Annotated in this window: 17 protein-coding genes; 8 read left to right on the top strand and 9 right to left on the bottom strand. The window is 73.3% G+C overall.

Annotated features, from left to right (window positions below; translation table 11 throughout):
* Positions 1-157: 157 nt before the first annotated feature.
* Both B9W62_RS36495 and B9W62_RS36490 read left to right on the top strand, forming a co-directional pair.
* Positions 158-1534 carry an NAD(P)/FAD-dependent oxidoreductase gene (locus tag B9W62_RS36495; protein ID WP_179235849.1) on the top strand — a complete coding sequence of 459 codons (1377 nt, stop codon included), beginning with the start codon at positions 158-160 and terminating at the stop codon, positions 1532-1534.
* A gap of 134 nt (positions 1535-1668) precedes the next feature.
* Entirely contained in the window at positions 1669-3915 is a 2247-nt protein-coding gene (locus B9W62_RS36490) for an FUSC family protein (protein ID WP_179235848.1), read from the top strand.
* A 23-nt stretch (positions 3916-3938) separates the two neighbouring features.
* On the opposite strand, the gene B9W62_RS36485 is transcribed toward B9W62_RS36490, so the two are convergent.
* The 5 genes from B9W62_RS36485 to B9W62_RS36465 form a co-directional block, all read right to left on the bottom strand.
* Complete coding sequence (locus B9W62_RS36485; RefSeq protein WP_087811174.1) at positions 3939-4373, bottom strand: hypothetical protein; 435 nt, start codon at positions 4371-4373, stop codon at positions 3939-3941.
* A 28-nt stretch (positions 4374-4401) separates the two neighbouring features.
* Positions 4402-5235 carry a DUF1206 domain-containing protein gene (locus B9W62_RS36480; protein WP_087811173.1) on the bottom strand — a complete coding sequence of 278 codons (834 nt, stop codon included), beginning with the start codon at positions 5233-5235 and terminating at the stop codon, positions 4402-4404.
* 168 nt (positions 5236-5403) lie between these two features.
* Positions 5404-5655: a DUF5133 domain-containing protein gene (locus tag B9W62_RS36475; protein ID WP_087811172.1), complete on the bottom strand. Its 252-nt coding sequence runs from the start codon at positions 5653-5655 to the stop codon at positions 5404-5406.
* A 65-nt stretch (positions 5656-5720) separates the two neighbouring features.
* Complete coding sequence (locus B9W62_RS36470) at positions 5721-6590, bottom strand: SigB/SigF/SigG family RNA polymerase sigma factor (RefSeq protein ID WP_087811171.1); 870 nt, start codon at positions 6588-6590, stop codon at positions 5721-5723.
* A 184-nt stretch (positions 6591-6774) separates the two neighbouring features.
* A complete protein-coding gene (locus B9W62_RS36465) occupies positions 6775-7233 on the bottom strand; it encodes an ATP-binding protein (protein WP_087811170.1) in 459 nt (152 codons plus the stop codon).
* A gap of 155 nt (positions 7234-7388) precedes the next feature.
* Here B9W62_RS36465 and B9W62_RS36460 point away from each other — a divergent pair, with 155 nt between their 5' ends.
* From B9W62_RS36460 to B9W62_RS36450, 3 genes are all read left to right on the top strand, one after another.
* Positions 7389-7604, top strand: coding sequence for a hypothetical protein (locus tag B9W62_RS36460; RefSeq protein WP_087811169.1), 216 nt, complete (start codon positions 7389-7391; stop codon positions 7602-7604).
* Positions 7605-7652: 48 nt separating this feature from the next.
* Positions 7653-9131, top strand: coding sequence for an aminotransferase class I/II-fold pyridoxal phosphate-dependent enzyme (locus B9W62_RS36455; protein WP_087811168.1), 1479 nt, complete (start codon positions 7653-7655; stop codon positions 9129-9131).
* 294 nt (positions 9132-9425) lie between these two features.
* A complete protein-coding gene (locus B9W62_RS36450) occupies positions 9426-9881 on the top strand; it encodes a cyclic nucleotide-binding domain-containing protein (protein ID WP_087811167.1) in 456 nt (151 codons plus the stop codon).
* A gap of 7 nt (positions 9882-9888) precedes the next feature.
* On the opposite strand, the gene B9W62_RS36445 is transcribed toward B9W62_RS36450, so the two are convergent.
* Positions 9889-11223, bottom strand: a complete 1335-nt coding sequence (locus B9W62_RS36445) for an MFS transporter (RefSeq protein WP_087811166.1) — start codon at positions 11221-11223, stop codon at positions 9889-9891.
* Between the two features lie 70 nt (positions 11224-11293).
* Positions 11294-11908 carry a LysE/ArgO family amino acid transporter gene (locus tag B9W62_RS36440; protein WP_087811165.1) on the bottom strand — a complete coding sequence of 205 codons (615 nt, stop codon included), beginning with the start codon at positions 11906-11908 and terminating at the stop codon, positions 11294-11296.
* An 80-nt stretch (positions 11909-11988) separates the two neighbouring features.
* On the opposite strand from B9W62_RS36440, the gene B9W62_RS36435 reads away from it, so the two are divergent.
* Complete coding sequence (locus tag B9W62_RS36435) at positions 11989-12888, top strand: LysR family transcriptional regulator ArgP (protein WP_179235847.1); 900 nt, start codon at positions 11989-11991, stop codon at positions 12886-12888.
* A gap of 124 nt (positions 12889-13012) precedes the next feature.
* Complete coding sequence (locus B9W62_RS36430; protein ID WP_087811163.1) at positions 13013-13264, top strand: WhiB family transcriptional regulator; 252 nt, start codon at positions 13013-13015, stop codon at positions 13262-13264.
* Between the two features lie 93 nt (positions 13265-13357).
* On the opposite strand, the gene B9W62_RS36425 is transcribed toward B9W62_RS36430, so the two are convergent.
* Complete coding sequence (locus B9W62_RS36425) at positions 13358-15031, bottom strand: FAD-binding dehydrogenase (protein WP_087811162.1); 1674 nt, start codon at positions 15029-15031, stop codon at positions 13358-13360.
* A gap of 24 nt (positions 15032-15055) precedes the next feature.
* On the bottom strand, positions 15056-15679 hold the full coding sequence (locus tag B9W62_RS36420) for a TetR/AcrR family transcriptional regulator (RefSeq protein ID WP_179235846.1): 624 nt from the start codon (positions 15677-15679) through the stop codon (positions 15056-15058).
* Positions 15680-15850: 171 nt separating this feature from the next.
* Between B9W62_RS36420 and B9W62_RS36415 the strand changes: the two genes are divergently transcribed.
* Positions 15851-16480, top strand: coding sequence for an alpha-ketoglutarate-dependent dioxygenase AlkB (locus B9W62_RS36415; RefSeq protein WP_087811161.1), 630 nt, complete (start codon positions 15851-15853; stop codon positions 16478-16480).
* Positions 16481-16536 lie beyond the last annotated feature (56 nt).

Raw genomic sequence — 16536 nt, 5'->3', positions numbered from 1 at the left:
CGGGCGGGGCATGGTGGTGATCCGGAGGCGTCGCCTGCCTGCCGCACCCGGCTGGCCGGGCGGGATCGGGCGCGGTGGGATGGGCGAGGTGCGAAGCGGCGATCCCCGGGCAGGCGAATGGCGTTCGCGGCAGTCCGCCCGGGAGCCGCAGAAAGGGATGAACACCGTGACACGACCCAGGATCCTGGTGGTCGGCGCAGGTTTCGCCGGCGTGGAGTGCGTCCGTCGTCTGGAGCGGCGGCTCTCCCCCGACGAGGCCGACGTCACCTTGGTGACGCCGTTCTCCTACCAGCTCTATCTGCCGTTGCTCCCGCACGTCGCCGCGGGGGTGCTCACCCCCGAGTCGATCGCACTCTCCCTGCGGCGCAGCAGCCGCTACCGGACCCGGATCATCCCGGGCGGCGCCATCGGGGTGGATCTCAAGGCGAAGGTCTGCGTGGTGCGCACCATCACCGACCGGATCGTCAACGAGCCCTACGACTACATCGTGCTGGCGCCGGGCAGCATCACCCGCACCTTCGACATCCCCGGGCTCACCGACAACGCGTTCGGCATGAAGACCCTGGCGGAGGCCGCGTACATCCGCGACCACGTCATCTCGCAGCTGGACCTCGCCGACGCCAGCCAGGACCCCGTGGAGCGGGCCTCCCGGCTGCAATTCGTCGTGGTGGGCGGCGGCTACGCGGGCACCGAGACCGCGGCCTGCCTCCAGCGGCTGACGCACGCGGCCGTCAAGCGCTACACCCGGCTGGACCCGGCCCTGATCAAGTGGCATCTGATCGACATCGCGCCGAAGCTGATGCCGGAGCTGGGCGAGAAGCTCGGCCGCGACGCGCAGCAGATCCTGGCCCGGCGCGGCATCGACATCTCGCTGGGTGTCTCCATCGCCAAGGCCGCACCGGAGGAGGTCACCTTCACGGACGGCCGGGTGGTCCCCACCCGCACGCTGATCTGGACGGCGGGCGTGGTCGCCAGCCCGCTGATGGCCACGCTGGGGGCGGAGACGGTCAAGGGCCGTCTCGCGGTCACCGCGGAGATGTGCCTGCCGGACCACGACGGGGTGTTCGCGCTCGGCGACTCCGCGGCCGTGCCCGACCTCGCCAAGGGGCAGGAGGGCGCCGTCTGCCCGCCGACCGCCCAGCACGCGATGCGGCAGGGCAAGCACGTCGCCGAGAACCTCATCGCCGCCCTGCGCAACCAGCCGATGCGGCCGTACGTCCACAAGGACCTGGGGCTCGTCGTCGATCTGGGCGGCACCGACGCGGTCTCCAAGCCGCTCGGGGTGGAACTGACGGGCCTGCCCGCGCAGGCGGTGGCCCGCGGCTACCACTGGTCGGCGCTGCGCACGGGCGTGGCCAAGGCCCGGGTGGCGGCGAACTGGGCGCTCAACGCGGTCGCGGGCGACGATTTCGTCCGCACCGGCTTCCAGGCCCGCAAGCCCGCGAAGCTGAAGGACTTCGAGTACACCGACGCCTATCTGACACCGGAGCAGGTGCGGGAGCGGGTGGCGGAGGCGGACCGGGCGAAGCCCTGACCCCGGTCCGCCCCCGCGTCCCGTGACGGACCGGGGCATGACATGCTGAGAAGTGGATCTCGGCGTGAACCGGCCGGGACATGGCTGGAACCGGCCGTGAGGGCCGGCTGTGAATCGGGAGAGTGTACGGCGGCGTGAAGGCAGCGGGACGCTCGGCGCGGACACGGCTGCGGGACCGCGTCGCCGCGTCCGATCCGGGGCTGTTGCGGCTGACGGCGGGTTTGCGGACGGTGGGCGCCATCGCGCTGACGCTGGGCGTGCTCGCCGTGTTCGGCGTGGACGTCAAGCATCTGGTGGCGGGCGCCATGGCGGCGATGGTCGCGACCTTCGCCATCCGGGAGAAGGAACCGGGCCCGCAGGCCGTCACGCTGGCACTGGGCCTGCCGGTCGCCCTGGCCTCGGTCTCGCTGAGCACGCTGCTCACCTCCCGGGTCGTCCTCGGCGACGCGTTCTTCGTCGTCCTGATCTTCTGCGCGGTCTTCGTCCGCCGGTTCGGCGACCGGGGCACGGCGCTCGGACTGATCGGCTTCCAGGTCTACTTCGTGTCGCTGTTCGTCGGCGGGAAGGTGTCCGGGCTGCCGGGACTGTGGGTCGCCGTCGCCGTGGCGTTCGCGTCCAGCGCGGTGGTGCGCTTCGGGGTGGTCCCGGCGACGCCGGCGCGCATCCTGAGTCTGCTGCGGCAGGCCTTCCGGGCCCGGCTGGCCCAGCTGATCGCCACGCAGCTCGATCTGCTGGACGCCGGTCCCGACGACATCGACAAGACGCTGGAGCGCCTGCGGGACGGCACCGCGCGCCTGCACGAGACCGCCCTGATGATCCAGTCCCGGCTGGACGAGGGCACGCCCGACGCGTCCACGGCGCGCCTGGTGCAGCGGCGCATCGCCGACGCCGAGATCGCCGCCGAGCGCCTGGGTCTGCTGCTGCTCACCGCGCGCAGCGCCGAACGGGCCGACACCCTGACGCTGCACCTGCCGGGCGCTCCGGCCCCGGCGGTGGGCCGCTCCCCGGCGCCCGGCGAGGCCACGGAGACGCTGCGCCGCGATCTGACGGCGCTGCGCACCCTCGTGCTGCGCCCGCCCGCGGAGGCGCGCGGGACGGCGCTGTCGCACCTGCGCAACCGGCTGCTCGGCTACCGCGACGAGGAGAACCTGCCCGAGGCGACCGCGGCCGTCCAGGACGTGTTCCGCGGCATCGGTGAGACGGCGCGCGCGGTGATGGGCCTCAGGATCGCGCTGGACGGGCCGCAGGACGAGTCCGACGACTCACCGGCCACCGCCCGTTCCCGGGAGGAGCTGGACGCCGAGGACGCGGCCATCGACGCCGGTGAGGAGGCGGCCGAGGAGGAGGAGCAGACCGGGCTGCGGCGGCCCACCACCCGCGCCGCGGTACAGGTGGCCGTGGGGTCCTCGCTGGCGATCGTCGGCGGGGAGTTCCTGTCCTCGCAGCGCTGGTACTGGGCGGTGCTCACCTGCTGGATCGTCTTCATCAACACCGCCTCCACCGGCGAGATCCTGGTCAAGGGCTACCGCAGGCTGCTCGGTACGGTGCTGGGGGTGGTGGCGGGCATCGTGCTGGCCGGCCTGGTGGGCAACCACACCTGGACGGCGTTCGCACTGGTGCTGGTGCTGATCTTCGCGATGTTCTACACCGCGCCGCTGTCCTACACGCTGATGTCGTTCTTCGTCACCGCGATGCTCGGGTTGCTGTACACGCTGCTGCACACCTACAGCCTGTCGGTCCTGGTGCTGCGCATCGAGGAGACGGCGCTCGGCGCGGCCTGCGGGATCGTGGCGGCCGCGCTGGTGCTGCCGATACGCACCGACCGGCGTACGAACGAACTTCTCGGGACGGTGCTGGAGCGGCTGACCGATGTGACCGAGGGCGCCGTCGACCAGCTCAGCGGCGGGCCGGAGGCCGACCTGCTGGACACCGCGCGGGAGCTGGACCAGGCGCTGGGCGATCTGCGCGCCGCCACCCAGCCGCTCACCCATCCGATCACGCCGTTGCGGGCCCGGCGCGACACCGCCCAGTACGTGGTGGCGCTGCTGGAGACCTGTGCCTATCACGCGCGGTCGCTGGCGGCGACGGCCGAGCTGCTGCCCACCCATCCGTCGATCGCGGCCGACCCGCGGCTGCGCGGCGCGGTGCGGCGCACGGTGCGCAACATCGAGGCGATCGCCGCCCACGTCACCGACGAGAACGCCGTGGGGCAGGTGGAGACCGGGCCGAGCATCGCCTCGCTGCTGGAGCCGGACGCCGCCGGAGTGCCGCGCTACGGCCGCATCACGGGCCGGGTGCTGCGGCACCTGGAGCGGCTGGACGAGGCGGTGGTCGGCCTCGCCCGGCCGCTGGGGGTGACCGTCAGGGCGCCGCAGCGCTGACCGGGCCACCGATGCGGTGAGGGTCAGAAGTCGCTGGGCAGACCGCTCGCCTCGGCGATGCCGCGCAGTTCCTCGTTCTGCTGGTGGCGTTCCTTGAGGTAGTCCGCGATCTCACCGAGGCGCTCGGGGTCGGAGGCGGTGGCCGCGTCGGTGACGACCCGGACCGGTCCGGTCTCGTCGGTGCTGATCTCGACGACCTCGTTGTCGAGACGTCCGGTGACGGCGGTGGCGATGACGAGGGCGGCCTCGTCCCTGATCTCCTGGGGCAGCGCCTCGGTGCTGTCCCCGTCCAGCGAGAAGTCGATGGTCGGCATCTGCTGCTCGTCGATCGCCTGGAGGACCGGTTCCACCACGCTGAGCAGCAGCTGGTAGTCGTCGCTGGCCATGCGTACGCGCAGGAGGTCGAGGTAGACGTCCACGGGACGTCCGTCCGGCGGAGGAATCTCGTGTTCGTTCATTCGCCCCGTGTTCCCCGTCCCCGCGCTCTCAGACTCTCCGCCAGCGGGCGAGGGCGAAGGAGAAGACGCCGAACAGCACCAGGCCCGCGGCGACACAGGCCAGCAGCCAGGGACCGAGGGAGGTGTCGGCGAAGGAGCGGAGGGTGTCGTCCAGTCCCTTCGCCCGGTCGGGTGCGTAGTCGACGGCGGCCCGTACGGCGAAGGCCCCCGCCGCGGCGAACACGATGCCGCGGGCCGTGCCGCCGCCGACGCCGGTGACGTCGACCAGCAGCCGGGCCCGGTGGCCCAGCCCGCCGAGCTTCATCTTCTTGCGGTAGCTGCGGCGCAGCGCCTGGACGCCGATCACCACCCCGGCGACGACGATCGCGGCCCCGGCCGCACCCACGAGCCACCGGCCGGCGGGCATTTCCATCACCCGGGCGGTGACGTCCCGGGACTGCCGGTCGCTGGAGCCGCTGCCGCCCGCTCCGGCGGCGAAGGCCAGTACGGAGTAGGCGACGAAGGCGTAGAAGACGCAGCGGGCGGCGGCCGGCAGCCGCTTCTTCGCCGTGTGCCCGTCCTTTCCGGTGACCCCGAAGAGCGCCTCGGACAGCCGCCACAGGGCCATGCCGACGAGTCCGGCGCCCAGCGCCCACAGCAGCACCGCGCCGAAGGGCCGGTCCGACAGCTCGGCCAGGGCGCCGCCCCGGTCCGCCTGCCGGTCTCCGCTGCCGAAGGCGATCCGCAGGGCCAGGATGCCGACCAGCAGGTAGATGATGCCGCGGGCGGTGAGCCCGGCCCGGGCGGCCCCCTCGGCCGCCGATCCGTTCGCGGCCCGCCGGGCGTGGCCTCGGCCGGTACGTGCCATGACACGTGCGTTCATGTGGACCTCCCCTCCCGGACTCCGGATGCCCCGGCTTCGGCCGCGCACACCGCGGTGGCGTGGACGGACGACCGCCCGTACACCGACTGGTCGTGGACGGACGACCGCCCGTACACCGACTGGTGGTGTACGGGCGGTCGTCCGTCGTGCCCCTGGCCGTCCCCGGCGTCAGTCCGCCACGCCCGCGTGCGCGCCGCCGGCCACGGGCGCCGGTGGCGTCACCGGCGCGTCCGCGAGGTGGCGCCGGGCGGCCTCCAGCGCCCGCCGCACGTCACGGGTACCGGTGGACACGCACAGCGTGTACGCCAGGTCCCGGGTCCGCGGGCCCGGTCGGCCCGTCGCGTCGACGGGTTCGTCGACCGCGGCCGCCTCGTACTCCGCCAGGAGTCCGCGCAGCACCGCGGGGTGTGGCATCAGCATTCGTTCCGTCCCTCCCGGTGTGCCCGGTGTTCCCGTTCCGTCCGGCTCGTCGCCCCGTCGGCCCATCAGGTCCGCGCCGGGTGTCCGGGACGGACCGTGTGCTCGCCCAGCGCCTCGTCGCGCACGCGCGCGCAGCTGCGGCTGATGAGCCGCGAGACGTGCATCTGCGAGATGCCCAGGCAGTCGGCGATCCGGCTCTGCGTCATGTCCTCGAAGAAGCGCATGTAGAGAATGGCGCGCTCTCGTTCGGGCAGCCTGCGCAGGCCCTCCTTGGCGGACTCGCGGTCGATGACCGTGTCGTACGAGGCGTCGGCCGCGCCGAGGGTGTCCGCGAGGCTGTAGCCGTCGTCGCCGGCCGACAGCTCGGCGTCCAGCGACAGGGTGCTGAAGCTCTCCAGCGCCTCCATCCCGGCGCCGACCTCGTCCTCGGTCAGCCCGGTGTGGGCGGCGAGGGCGGCCACCGAGGGTTGGGGGCTGCCCGGGCTCTGGGCGAGTTCCCGGCGGGCGACGCGCACCTTGTTGCGCAGCTCCTGGACCCGGCGGGGCACCCTCAGGGCCCACATGCGGTCGCGGAAGTGGCGCTTGACCTCGCCGGTGATGGTGGGCACGGCGTAGCTCTCGAATGCCCCCCGTTCCGGGTCGAAGCGGTCGATGGCCTTGACCAGGCCGAGCGCCGCGACCTGGCGGAGGTCCTCGATGGATTCGCCGCGGTCCCGGAACCGCCCGGCGATCCGGTGGGCCATGGGCAGCCAGGCCGTGACCAGTTCGTCGCGGACGGCGTCGCGCTCGGGTCCGTCCGCGAGCCCCGCCAGGCGGCCGAAGAGGGCCATGGTGTCGGGGGCGTCGTCGTGCCGACGGCGGGCCGGAGCGTTCGGAAGGTCGGCGGGCCGGGTGGATTCGGGGGTGCCTGGGGTGGTGTGCGTTTCTATGAGCATGCGGATCCGCTCCTGAACGGTGGTCTCAGGGGACATTCCGCGGGAACGTCGCTGTCCGGAGCACCCGGGCACAGCCGGGGCACCGAAGCAGCCGTACCGCTCCCGCTGCTGCGCCTCCGGTCCGAAGCACGAATCTGCGACTGCCCCTGCGCCGGTGGAACAAACTCCGCTTTTCGAAAAGTCATCAGGACAGCGGTACGACCACGGTGATGCACTTGCCTCCGGAGGGAAGATCTGCGACCCGTACCTCGCGCGCCAGCCGGCAGACGATCGGCCAGCCCCGGCCCCCGAGGCGCCGGCGGCCGCGGTCGTCCGTGGCGGGCACGGCCACCGGCAGGTCGTGGCTGCGGTCGCACACCGACAGCCGTACTTCCGCCCGCGCCCCGGGGTCCACGACGTCGACCCGGAAGTCGGTGACGCCGCCGCCGTGCAGGATGGCGTTGGTGGTCAGCTCGGAGGCGACGAGCACGGCGTCCGACAGGGCACCCGGGTCGCACGGCGCGCGGCCGGGTGTGCCGCCGCACTCGGTGACGGCGCGTTCGACCGCCCTGCGCGCGTCGGCGGGCCGGCACGGCGGGCACCGGCGGCAGGTGTCCGTGCCGCGTTGTTCGACGACGGGTTGAGTCGTGTCCCTGTCACGCATCCGTCAGCTCCCTGTTCGTGGGACGGTCCGGTCGGGCCGTTGGCGCGCCGCGCGGCCTCGTCACTGTCGGCTGACCTCTGCGGGTACCGGCAAACCTCCGGTCCTCCGTGCGGCCCAAGGGCCATCCGAGCGCCCAGCGGGGGTACGCGGGAGGCATGACGGATGTTGTGGACTCGGACGAACTGCTGCGCCGGATGCACCGCGCGAGGAGCCGCGCGCTGGAGGAGAGGCGGCACTGGCGGGCGCGCAGCGAGGAGCTGCGGTCGACCGACCCGGAGGCCTCGCGAGAGGCGGCCGTGCGGACGGTGGCGTACGAGGCCGTCCTGCGGGTGCTCGACGAGGTGCTGACCCCGGGCCGGAACGCGCGGTGACGGACCGCGGGACGGATTGACGCGGCGCCGGACGGGAAACCGGTCGGCATGACAGCCGACCACAGCCGAGCACCGGTCCTGGAAGCCCTCGTCGAGTACCGCCGCGAGGGGCGGCTGTCGTTCACGCCGCCCGGGCACAAGCAGGCGCGCGGGGCGGATCCCGCGGTGCGCGAGGTGCTGGGTGACGCGGTGTTCTACGGCGATGTGCTGGCGACGGCCGGGCTCGACGACCGGCTCACCCGGGGACGGGTGCTCCAGCGCGCCCAGGAGCTGATGGCGGACGCCGTGCACGCCGATCACACGTTCTTCTCGACGTGCGGGAGTTCCCTGTCGGTGAAGGCGGCGATGCTGGCGGTCGCCGGGCCGCACGAGAAGCTGCTGATCGGCCGGGACGCCCACAAGTCCGTGGTCTCGGGGCTGATCCTGTCCGGCATCGAACCGGTGTGGGTGGAACCGCGCTGGGACGCCCGGCGGCATCTGGCCCATCCGCCGTCCGCCGAGGCGTTCGAGGAGGCCTTCGCCGCCCATCCCGACGCCAAGGGTGCCCTGGTCACCAGCCCGACGCCGTACGGCGCGAGCGCCGATCTGCGGGCCGTCGCCGAGGTCTGCCACCGGCGTTCGGTGCCGCTGATCGTCGACGAGGCGTGGGGGGCGCACCTGCCCTTCCACCCCGATCTGCCGTCCTGGGCGATGGACGCGGGTGCCGACATCTGCGTGACCAGCATCCACAAGATGGGCAGCGGCCTGGAGCAGGGCTCGGTGTTCCATCTGCGCGGCGACCTGGTGCAGCCGAAGCTCCTCGGCATGCGCGCCGACCTGCTGAGCACCACCAGCCCGTCGGTACTGATCTTCGCCGGTCTGGACGGCTGGCGCCGCCAGATGGCGCTGCGCGGGCACGAGCTGATGGGCGGCGCCCTGGAACTGGCGGCCGGTGTCCGGGCGGCCGTCGAGGAGATCGACGGCATGCACGTCAACGACCGGGACGACTTCTGCGGCCCGGGGGCCGCCCACGGCTTCGATCCGCTGCCGGTCGTCATCGACCTCGACGGGCTGGGCGTCTCGGGCTTCCAGGCAGCGGACTGGCTGCGGGAGAACCGCGGCGTGGTCGCCCACATCACCGACCACCGCCGCATCGGCGCGCAGATCAGCCACGGCGACGACCGGGAGACCACCGGCGAGCTGCTCACCGCGCTCAAGGACCTCGCCCGTGCCGCTCCCGGCCTGCGCCCCGCACCGCGCGTCGAGGTGCCCTCGCCGGCCGGGCTGCGGATGCCGCAGGTGTGCCTGCCCCGGGACGCGTTCTTCGGTCCCACCGAGGACGTGCCCCTGGACCGGGCCGCCGGCCGGGTGGCGGCGGAGATGATCACGCCCTATCCGCCCGGCATCCCGGCCGTGCTGCCCGGTGAGCGGCTGGCCGAGCCGGTCCTGCGCTATCTGCGCAGCGGCCTGGACGCGGGGATGTACCTCCCCGACCCGACCGATCCGGCGCTGGAGACGATCAGGGTGGTCGCGGAGCCCGGCGAGTGAGACGGATCACGTGTCGGGGTGCCGGTTTCCCTGAACACCCAGAGATGGTTTAGCGTTCATCCATACGTGGCGACGGAGTCGACCGAAATGTCCTCCGCGGTCACCGCTTACGGCCCTGGCCGGCCTCCCCCGTCCGGCCAGGGCTTTTTCATGCCCTGACGCCACCGTCCCCGGTTCGGGCACGGAATCCGTACGGGATCCCGCCGTCCGCCGAGGTGCCCGGTTGGGCGACAGCGACTGAAATGGGCATAGGGAAAGCCCCGGAACCGAATCGCCGGCGAGGAGTCCCCTGCCATGACCAAAGCGATCAAACTCCTGACCGCCCTCCCCCTCCCCCAGCGCGCGCGGCTGATGGAGCTGGCCCAGGAGGTCTCCTTCCCGGAGGACGACCGGATCTTCGAGGCGGGGGGCCGGGCGGACCGCTTCTGGGTCGTCCGCTCCGGCGCGGTCTCCCTGACCCAGCAGGTGACGTCCGTGCAGCGGGTCACGGTCGCCAGCCTCGGCGTGGGCGACCTCCTCGGCTGGTCCTGGCTGTTCCCGCCCTACGAGTGGGACTTCGGCGCCGAGGCGTTCAGCCCGGTGCGCGCCTACGAGTTCGAGGCGGCGTCGGTGCTCGACCTGTGCGAGCGCGACCCGCATCTGGGCATCGTGCTGGTGCGGTCGGTCGCGGAGATCCTCGCGCACCGGCTGGAGTCCACCCGGGGCCGGCTCATGGAGCACTACGCCCTGCACGGACGCGGCTCCCTGTGAGGCGCGGTCAGAGGCGGTAGCGGCGCAGCGCCGGCATCGCGACGGCCAGGGCCAGCATCACCGCCACGACGAGCAGCCCGCCGCCGGCCGCGGCCTCGCGCGCGCCGAAGGCGGAGCCCGCACCGCCGTGCAGGACGTCGGCCAGCCGTGGGCCGCCCGCCACGACGACGGTGAACACGCCCTGCATGCGCCCGCGCATCTCGTCGGTGGCCGCGGACAGCAGGATCGCCCCGCGGAACACCATGGAGACCATGTCGGCCACACCGGCCACGGCCAGGAACGCCACCGCGAGCCACAGGCTGCCGCTCAGCCCGAATCCGGCGATGGCGGCGCCCCAGACGACGACCGCGCCGATCACCATCCAGCCGTGCCGGCGGGCCCGCGAGAAGGTGCCGGAGAACAGGCCGCCGGCCACCGCGCCGATAGGGATCGCCGCGAACAGCAGGCCGAGCGCGAGCCCCTCGCCGTAGGGGGCGTACGTCTCGGCGGCGAGTTGCGGGAACAGGGCGCGGGGCATGCCGAGGACCATGGCGACGATGTCGGCCAGGAAGGACAGCAGCAGCACCTTGTGCCCGGCGATGTAGCGGAAGCCGGCCACCACCTCGCGCACGCCCGCACGCCGGACCCCGGTGCCCGCCGACGGCGGCAGTGCGGGCAGCTTGTAGACCGCCCACACGGTGACGCACAGGGCCAGGGCGTCGATCAGGTACAGCTCCGGCAGTCCGATCACCGGGATCAGCGCACCGGCCAGCAGCGGGCCGACCACCTGCCCGGTCTGCATGACGGTCGACCCGAGGGCGTTGGCTGCGGGCAGTTCCCCTTCGGGCACCAGACGGGCGATGGAGGCGTTGCGGGCCGGGGCGTTCAGCCCCCAGAAGGCCTGTTGCAGTGCGAGCAGGAGCATCAGCGCGGCCACCGACTCCATGCCGGTGACCGCCTGGATCCAGAAGAGCAGCGAGGTCACCGCGATGCCGGTGTTGGTGATCAGCAGCAGCTTGCGGCGGTCCATCGTGTCGGCCACCGCGCCGCCCCACAGCGCGAACACGATGAGCGGCAGCAGACCGGCGAGGCTCGCGGCGCCGACCCAGGCCGAGGAGCCGGTGATGTCGTAGATCTGCTTGGGCACGGCGACCGCGGTGAGCTGGCTGCCGACGGCCGTGACGATGGTCGAGGACCACAGCCTGCGGTAGGCCGGGCGGCGCAGGGGGCGGGTGTCCATGGCCCAGCGGCGCCACCCCCGCTGCCGCTCCCCGTCCGGCGCCGGGGCCTTCGCCCCGGTTTCGGTGCCGCTCTCGCCACTGCTCTCGCTGGTGTCCACGCGCTTCCTACATGCTCGGTACATCTTTCGCCTGCGGGGATCACTATCGCAGGTCCGTTCGAGCCCGTCCGGCCGCGCGTGACCGGATCCGGACTCAGGCCCCGGCGACGAGAGAGAGACCGAGGACGATCATGGTGGCGGCCACCAGGCCGTCGAGGACCCGCCAGGCCGCGGGCCGGGCCAGGAAACGGCCGAGGTAGCGGGCGCCGAAACCGAGCGCGGCGAACCAGACCAGGCTGGCGACCGCGGCCCCGAGACCGAAGGTCCAGCGCAGCGGCCCCCGGTCCGCGGCGACGGAACCCAGCAGGAAGACGGTGTCGAGGTAGACGTGGGGGTTGAGCCAGGTCAGGGCCAGGCAGGTGAGCACGGCCCGGCGGCGCGAGCCCGCGGCGTCGCCGTCCGCCCGCAGCGCGCCGGACGGACGGAACACCCGCCGGGCGGCCAGGGCGCCGTAGCAGAGCAGGAACGCACCGCCGATCCAGCCGACGGCGGTCAGCGCACCCGGCCAGGCCACCACCACGGCACCGACCCCGCCGACGCCCAGGGCGATGAGCAGGGCGTCGGACAGCGCGCAGATCCCGACCACGGCGAGGACCGCGTCGCGGCGGATCCCCTGACGCAGGACGAAGGCGTTCTGGGCACCGATGGCGACGATGAGCGAGAGGCCGGTGCCGAAACCGGCGGCGGCAGCCGTGAGGGCGTTGTTCATGCCCTCGACGCTAAGCGGGCGATCACAGGGCGTACAGCTAAAGATTCTTACGTAACATTAGCTCTCGTGATGACGACGTGATGCCGCCTTTCGCGGAACTCCCGCTGGACCACGTGCGCACCCTGCTGGCCGTGGTGGACGAGGGCACGTTCGACGCGGCCGCCGCCGCCCTGCACGTGACGCCGTCCGCGGTCAGCCAGCGGGTGAAGGCACTGGAGCAGCGCACCGGCCGGGTGCTGCTGCTGCGCACCAAGCCGGTGCGGGCGACCGAGTCCGGCGCGGTGCTGGTGCGGCTGGCCCGCCAGGTGGCCCGGCTGGAACGGGACGCCTCGGCCGAGCTGGGCCTGAGGGGGGAGGGCGAACCGACCCGGGTGTCGGTGGCGGTGAACGCGGACTCGCTGGCGACCTGGTTCCTGCCCGCCCTGACCCGGCTCCCGGAGGAGCCCGCCCTCTGCTTCGAACTGCGCCGCGAGGACGAGGGCCACACGGCGACCCTGCTGCGGGAGGGCGCGGTGATGGCGGCGGTGACGTCCTCGCCCGAACCGGTGCCGGGCTGCGCGGTGCGGGCGCTGGGCCGGCTGCGCTATCTCCCCTGTGCCGCCCCGGACTTCGCCGCCCGGCATCTGGCGGGGCCGCCGCGGGAGGCCGTCACCGGCGCTCCGGTGGTGGTCTTCGACCGGCGGGACGACTTCCAGGACGCCTTCGCGCGGCGGCTCGGTCACGACGGCGCGAGTGCCGCACGGCACTACGTGCCGACCTCGGAGGGTTTCGTCGAGGCCGTCGCCGCCGGTCTCGGCTGGGGCATGGTGCCGCAGCCGCAGGCCGATCCCCTGCTGCGCACCGGCCGGCTCGCCTGCTTCGCCCCGGACCTGGCGGTGGACGTCACGCTGTACTGGCAGCAGTGGAAGCTCGACTCCCCGGCGCTGGCCGCGGTGGCGGACGCGGTGGTGGCGGCCGCCGCCCGGGCGCTGCGCCGGTAGGCGCCCGGCGCCGTAGGCGGCACAGCGGGCGTCCGCCCGGTTTCGCACCGCTGTCGACAGGTCACCCGCAGGGGAGTAGAGCCATGCACGAGGACGCGAACGATACCGATCGCAGGTGACTTTGATGGACAACTGGCGAGAGCACGCCGCATGCCGGACGGAGGATCCCGACCTCTTCTTCCCGATCGGCACCACCGGGCCGGCCGCCTTGCAGACCGAGCAGGCGAAGGGGGTCTGCCGGACCTGCCCGGTGCAGGAGCAGTGTCTGCGCTGGGCACTCGACACCGGGCAGACCATCGGCGTCTGGGGTGGCACCAGCGAGCTGGAACGCCGGGCGCTCAAGCGGCGCGAGGCCGCGCGCCGCAGGTCCGGCTGACCCGCGGCGCCCGCGCCGGAGGTGGCACGGTCCGGCGCACCACAGGTGGCGCGGCCGGCCGCGGCCGGGGCCCCGGTGGGAGTCTCACGCCGCTCAGGCGGTCTCCCGGGCCGCGGCCCGGCCCGCCGCCCGGCCGGAGAACAGGCAGCCGCCGAGGAAGGTGCCCTCCAGCGCGTTGTACCCGTGCACCCCTCCCCCGCCGAAGCCGGCCACCTCACCGGCCGCGTAGAGGCCCTCGACCGGGGTGCCGTCGGCGCCCAGCGCGCGGGAGTCCAGGTCGGTCTGGATGCCGCCGAGGGTCTTGCGGGTGAGGATGTGCAGCTTGACGCCGATCAGCGGGCCGGCCGCCGGGTCGAGGAGGCGGTGCGGGGTGGCGACCCGGCCGAGGCGGTCGCCGATGTAGCGGCGGGCGTTGCGGATGCCCTGCACCTGGGCGTCCTTGGCGTAGGGGTTGGCCAGTTGCAGGTCCCGGGCCTCGATCTGCCGCCGCAGTGCGGCGGCGTCCAGGAGCGGCTTGTCGGTCAACCGGTTCATCTTCTCCACCAGTTGCTCCAGGTCCGGCGCGGTCACGAAGTCGGCGCCGTTGCGCAGGAACGCGTCCACCGGGGCCGGGGCGCCCTTGCCGAGCAGGCGTTCGCGCAGGAAGCCCGCGCGGTCCTTGGCGGTGATGTCGGGGTTCTGCTCGGAACCGGAGAGCGCGAACTCCTTCTCGACGATCTTCCGGGTGAGGACGAACCAGGAGTGGTCGTGTTCCGCGAGGCCCTCGGCCGTGCGCAGGTGGCGCAGGGTGCCGAGGGTGTCGTAGCCGGGCAGGTACGGTTCGGGCAGCCGGCGGCCGAGCGCGTCGAACCACATCGAGGACGGTCCGGGCAGGATGCGGATGCCGTGGCCGGGCCAGATCGGGTCCCAGTTGCGCACGCCCTCGGTGTAGTGCCACATCCGGTCCCGGTTGACCAGGCGGGCGCCCGCCTCGGCGCTGATGCCGAGCATCCGTCCGTCGACGTAGGCGGGGACACCGGTGACCATCTCGGCGGGCGGGGTGCCCAGGCTCTCGGGCCAGTGGCGGCGCACGATGTCGTGGTCGGCGCCGATGCCGCCGGAGGTGACGATCACGGCCCGGGCGGTGAGTTCGAACTCCCCGGCCGCGTCGCGGCTGGAGGCGACGCCGCGCGGTGAGTCGTCCGGGGCGAGGACCGTGCCGCGCACCCCGCGCGCCGTGCCGCCCTCGACGACCAGGTGGTCGACGCGGTGGCGGTGGTGGAAGGTGAGCAGCCCGTCGCGCGCGGCCTGCTTCGCGTACCGCACGAAGGGCTCGACGACCCCCGTGCCGGTGCCCCAGGCGATGTGGAAGCGGGGTACGGAGTTGCCGTGGCCGCCCGCCCTCAGGTCGCCGCGCTCGGCCCAGCCGACGGTGGGCAGGAAGGTGATGCCGTGCCCGGCCAGCCAGGACCGCTTCTCCCCCGCCGCCCACTCGACGTACGCCCGTGCCCAGCGCACCGCCCAGGAGTCCTCGTCCTCGGTCCGGTCGAATCCGGCGCTGCCCTGCCAGTCGTTCCAGGCCAGGTCGAGGGAGTCCTTGACGCCGAGCCGCCGCTGCTCCGGGGAGTCGACGAGGAAGAGGCCCCCGAAGGACCAGAAGGCCTGCCCGCCGAGGTTGGCCGCGTTCTCCTGGTCGACCAGGGCGACCCTCCTGCCCCGGCTGGTCAGCTCGTGGGCCGCGACCAGGCCCGCCAGACCCGTTCCGACCACGATGACGTCGGCATCCATGGCGACCGTCCCCTTCCTGTTCCGTCATTGGCGCGTGCTGCCGTCGGTGAGCAGCGCGGTGAGCAGCTGTCCCAGCCAGAGCCGGGCGCCCGCGGCGTCCCGGTCCAGGAGCAGTTGGGTGGTGACCCCGTCGTACGCGGCGACCACGGCGTGCGCGGCCTCCTCGGTGTCGCCGAGGACCGCGGGCAGTGCGGTGTGTCCACGGGCCCGGGCGAGCCGGTCGGCGATCGCCCGCCTGAGCCGGGCCCGGTGCTCGAGCAGGGTCCGGGCGACCTCCGGGTCGCGGGCGGCGTGCACCAGGAAGTCCGTCTTCACCAGGAGCCAGTCCCGGTCGAGGAGCAGCACCTCGGTGACGCGTTCCACCGCGGCGGGCACGTCCAGGCCGGGACCGTCGGAGGCGAGGGCGGCGGACACCTGCTCGGCGATCAGGTCGGCCCGCTGCCGGTAGAGGGCGAAGAACAGCTCGTCGAGGCTGCCGAAGTTGGAGTAGAAGGCGCCCCGGCTGTACCCGGCCGCCTCGCAGACCTCCTCGATCGACACCCGCCCGAAGCCCTTGGCGGCGAACACCGCGAACGCGGCGTCCAGGAGGTTCGCGCGGGTGTGCACGCGCCGCCTGGTCACCCGCCCGGTGACCGCCTTCGGCACCATGCCCGGCTCCTTCGCTCGGTTCGATGCGCGAATGTATCGGATACACCGACGTATCGAAAGGGGCCGGTCACGGAAAGGGGGATGGAGAGGCGGCGGCGGGTGGGAGCGGGTGACGAGGGCGACAGCCGCACCCTTAGAACATGTTTTCGAATCAGGAGTACGCTGGTCCCCATGACCAGGCACCTCCAGGGATCGCTCTTCGACCAGACCGACGAGGTCCGGCTGAACCCGCTCGACGGACTGCGCCGCACCCACCTCGGCTCCGGAGCCTGGATCGACCTGCTCCCCGGGTGGCTGAGCGGCGCCGACGCGCTGTTCGAACGGCTGGCCGCCGAGGTTCCCTGGCGCGCCGAGCGGCGTGAGATGTACGAGCGCGTCGTCGACGTGCCCCGGCTGCTGGCCTTCTACGGCGCGGGCGACCCGCTCCCGCACCCGCTGCTGACCGAGGCGCGCGACGCGCTCTGCGCGCACTACGCCGAGGAACTGGGCGAGCCGTTCACCACCGCGGGACTGTGTCACTACCGCGACGGCCGGGACAGCGTCGCCTGGCACGGCGACCGGATCGGGCGCGGCGCGCGCCGGGACACGATGGTCGCCATCCTCTCGGTGGGCGCACCCCGGGACCTGCTGCTCCGCCCCGCGGGTGGGGGCGGGCAGACCGTGCGCCGCCCGCTGGGCCACGGCGACCTGATCGTGATGGGCGGCTCCTGCCAGCGCACCTGGGAGCACTGCATCCCCAAGAGCACCCGCGCCGCCGGTCCCCGCATCAGCGTCCAGTTCCGCCCGCACGGCGTGCGCTGAGGGCCGGCGATCGTCCGCCCGCCACTTCTGGTTGGCTGTAGCGCGCGGGGGCATCC

The sequence above is a fragment of the Streptomyces sp. CS113 genome (genome assembly GCF_002188365.1).
GTDB classification, from domain to species: domain Bacteria; phylum Actinomycetota; class Actinomycetes; order Streptomycetales; family Streptomycetaceae; genus Streptomyces; species Streptomyces tendae.
The sequence above is the reverse complement of the archived record's forward strand: the minus strand, read 5'-3'. Positions and strand labels throughout refer to the sequence as shown.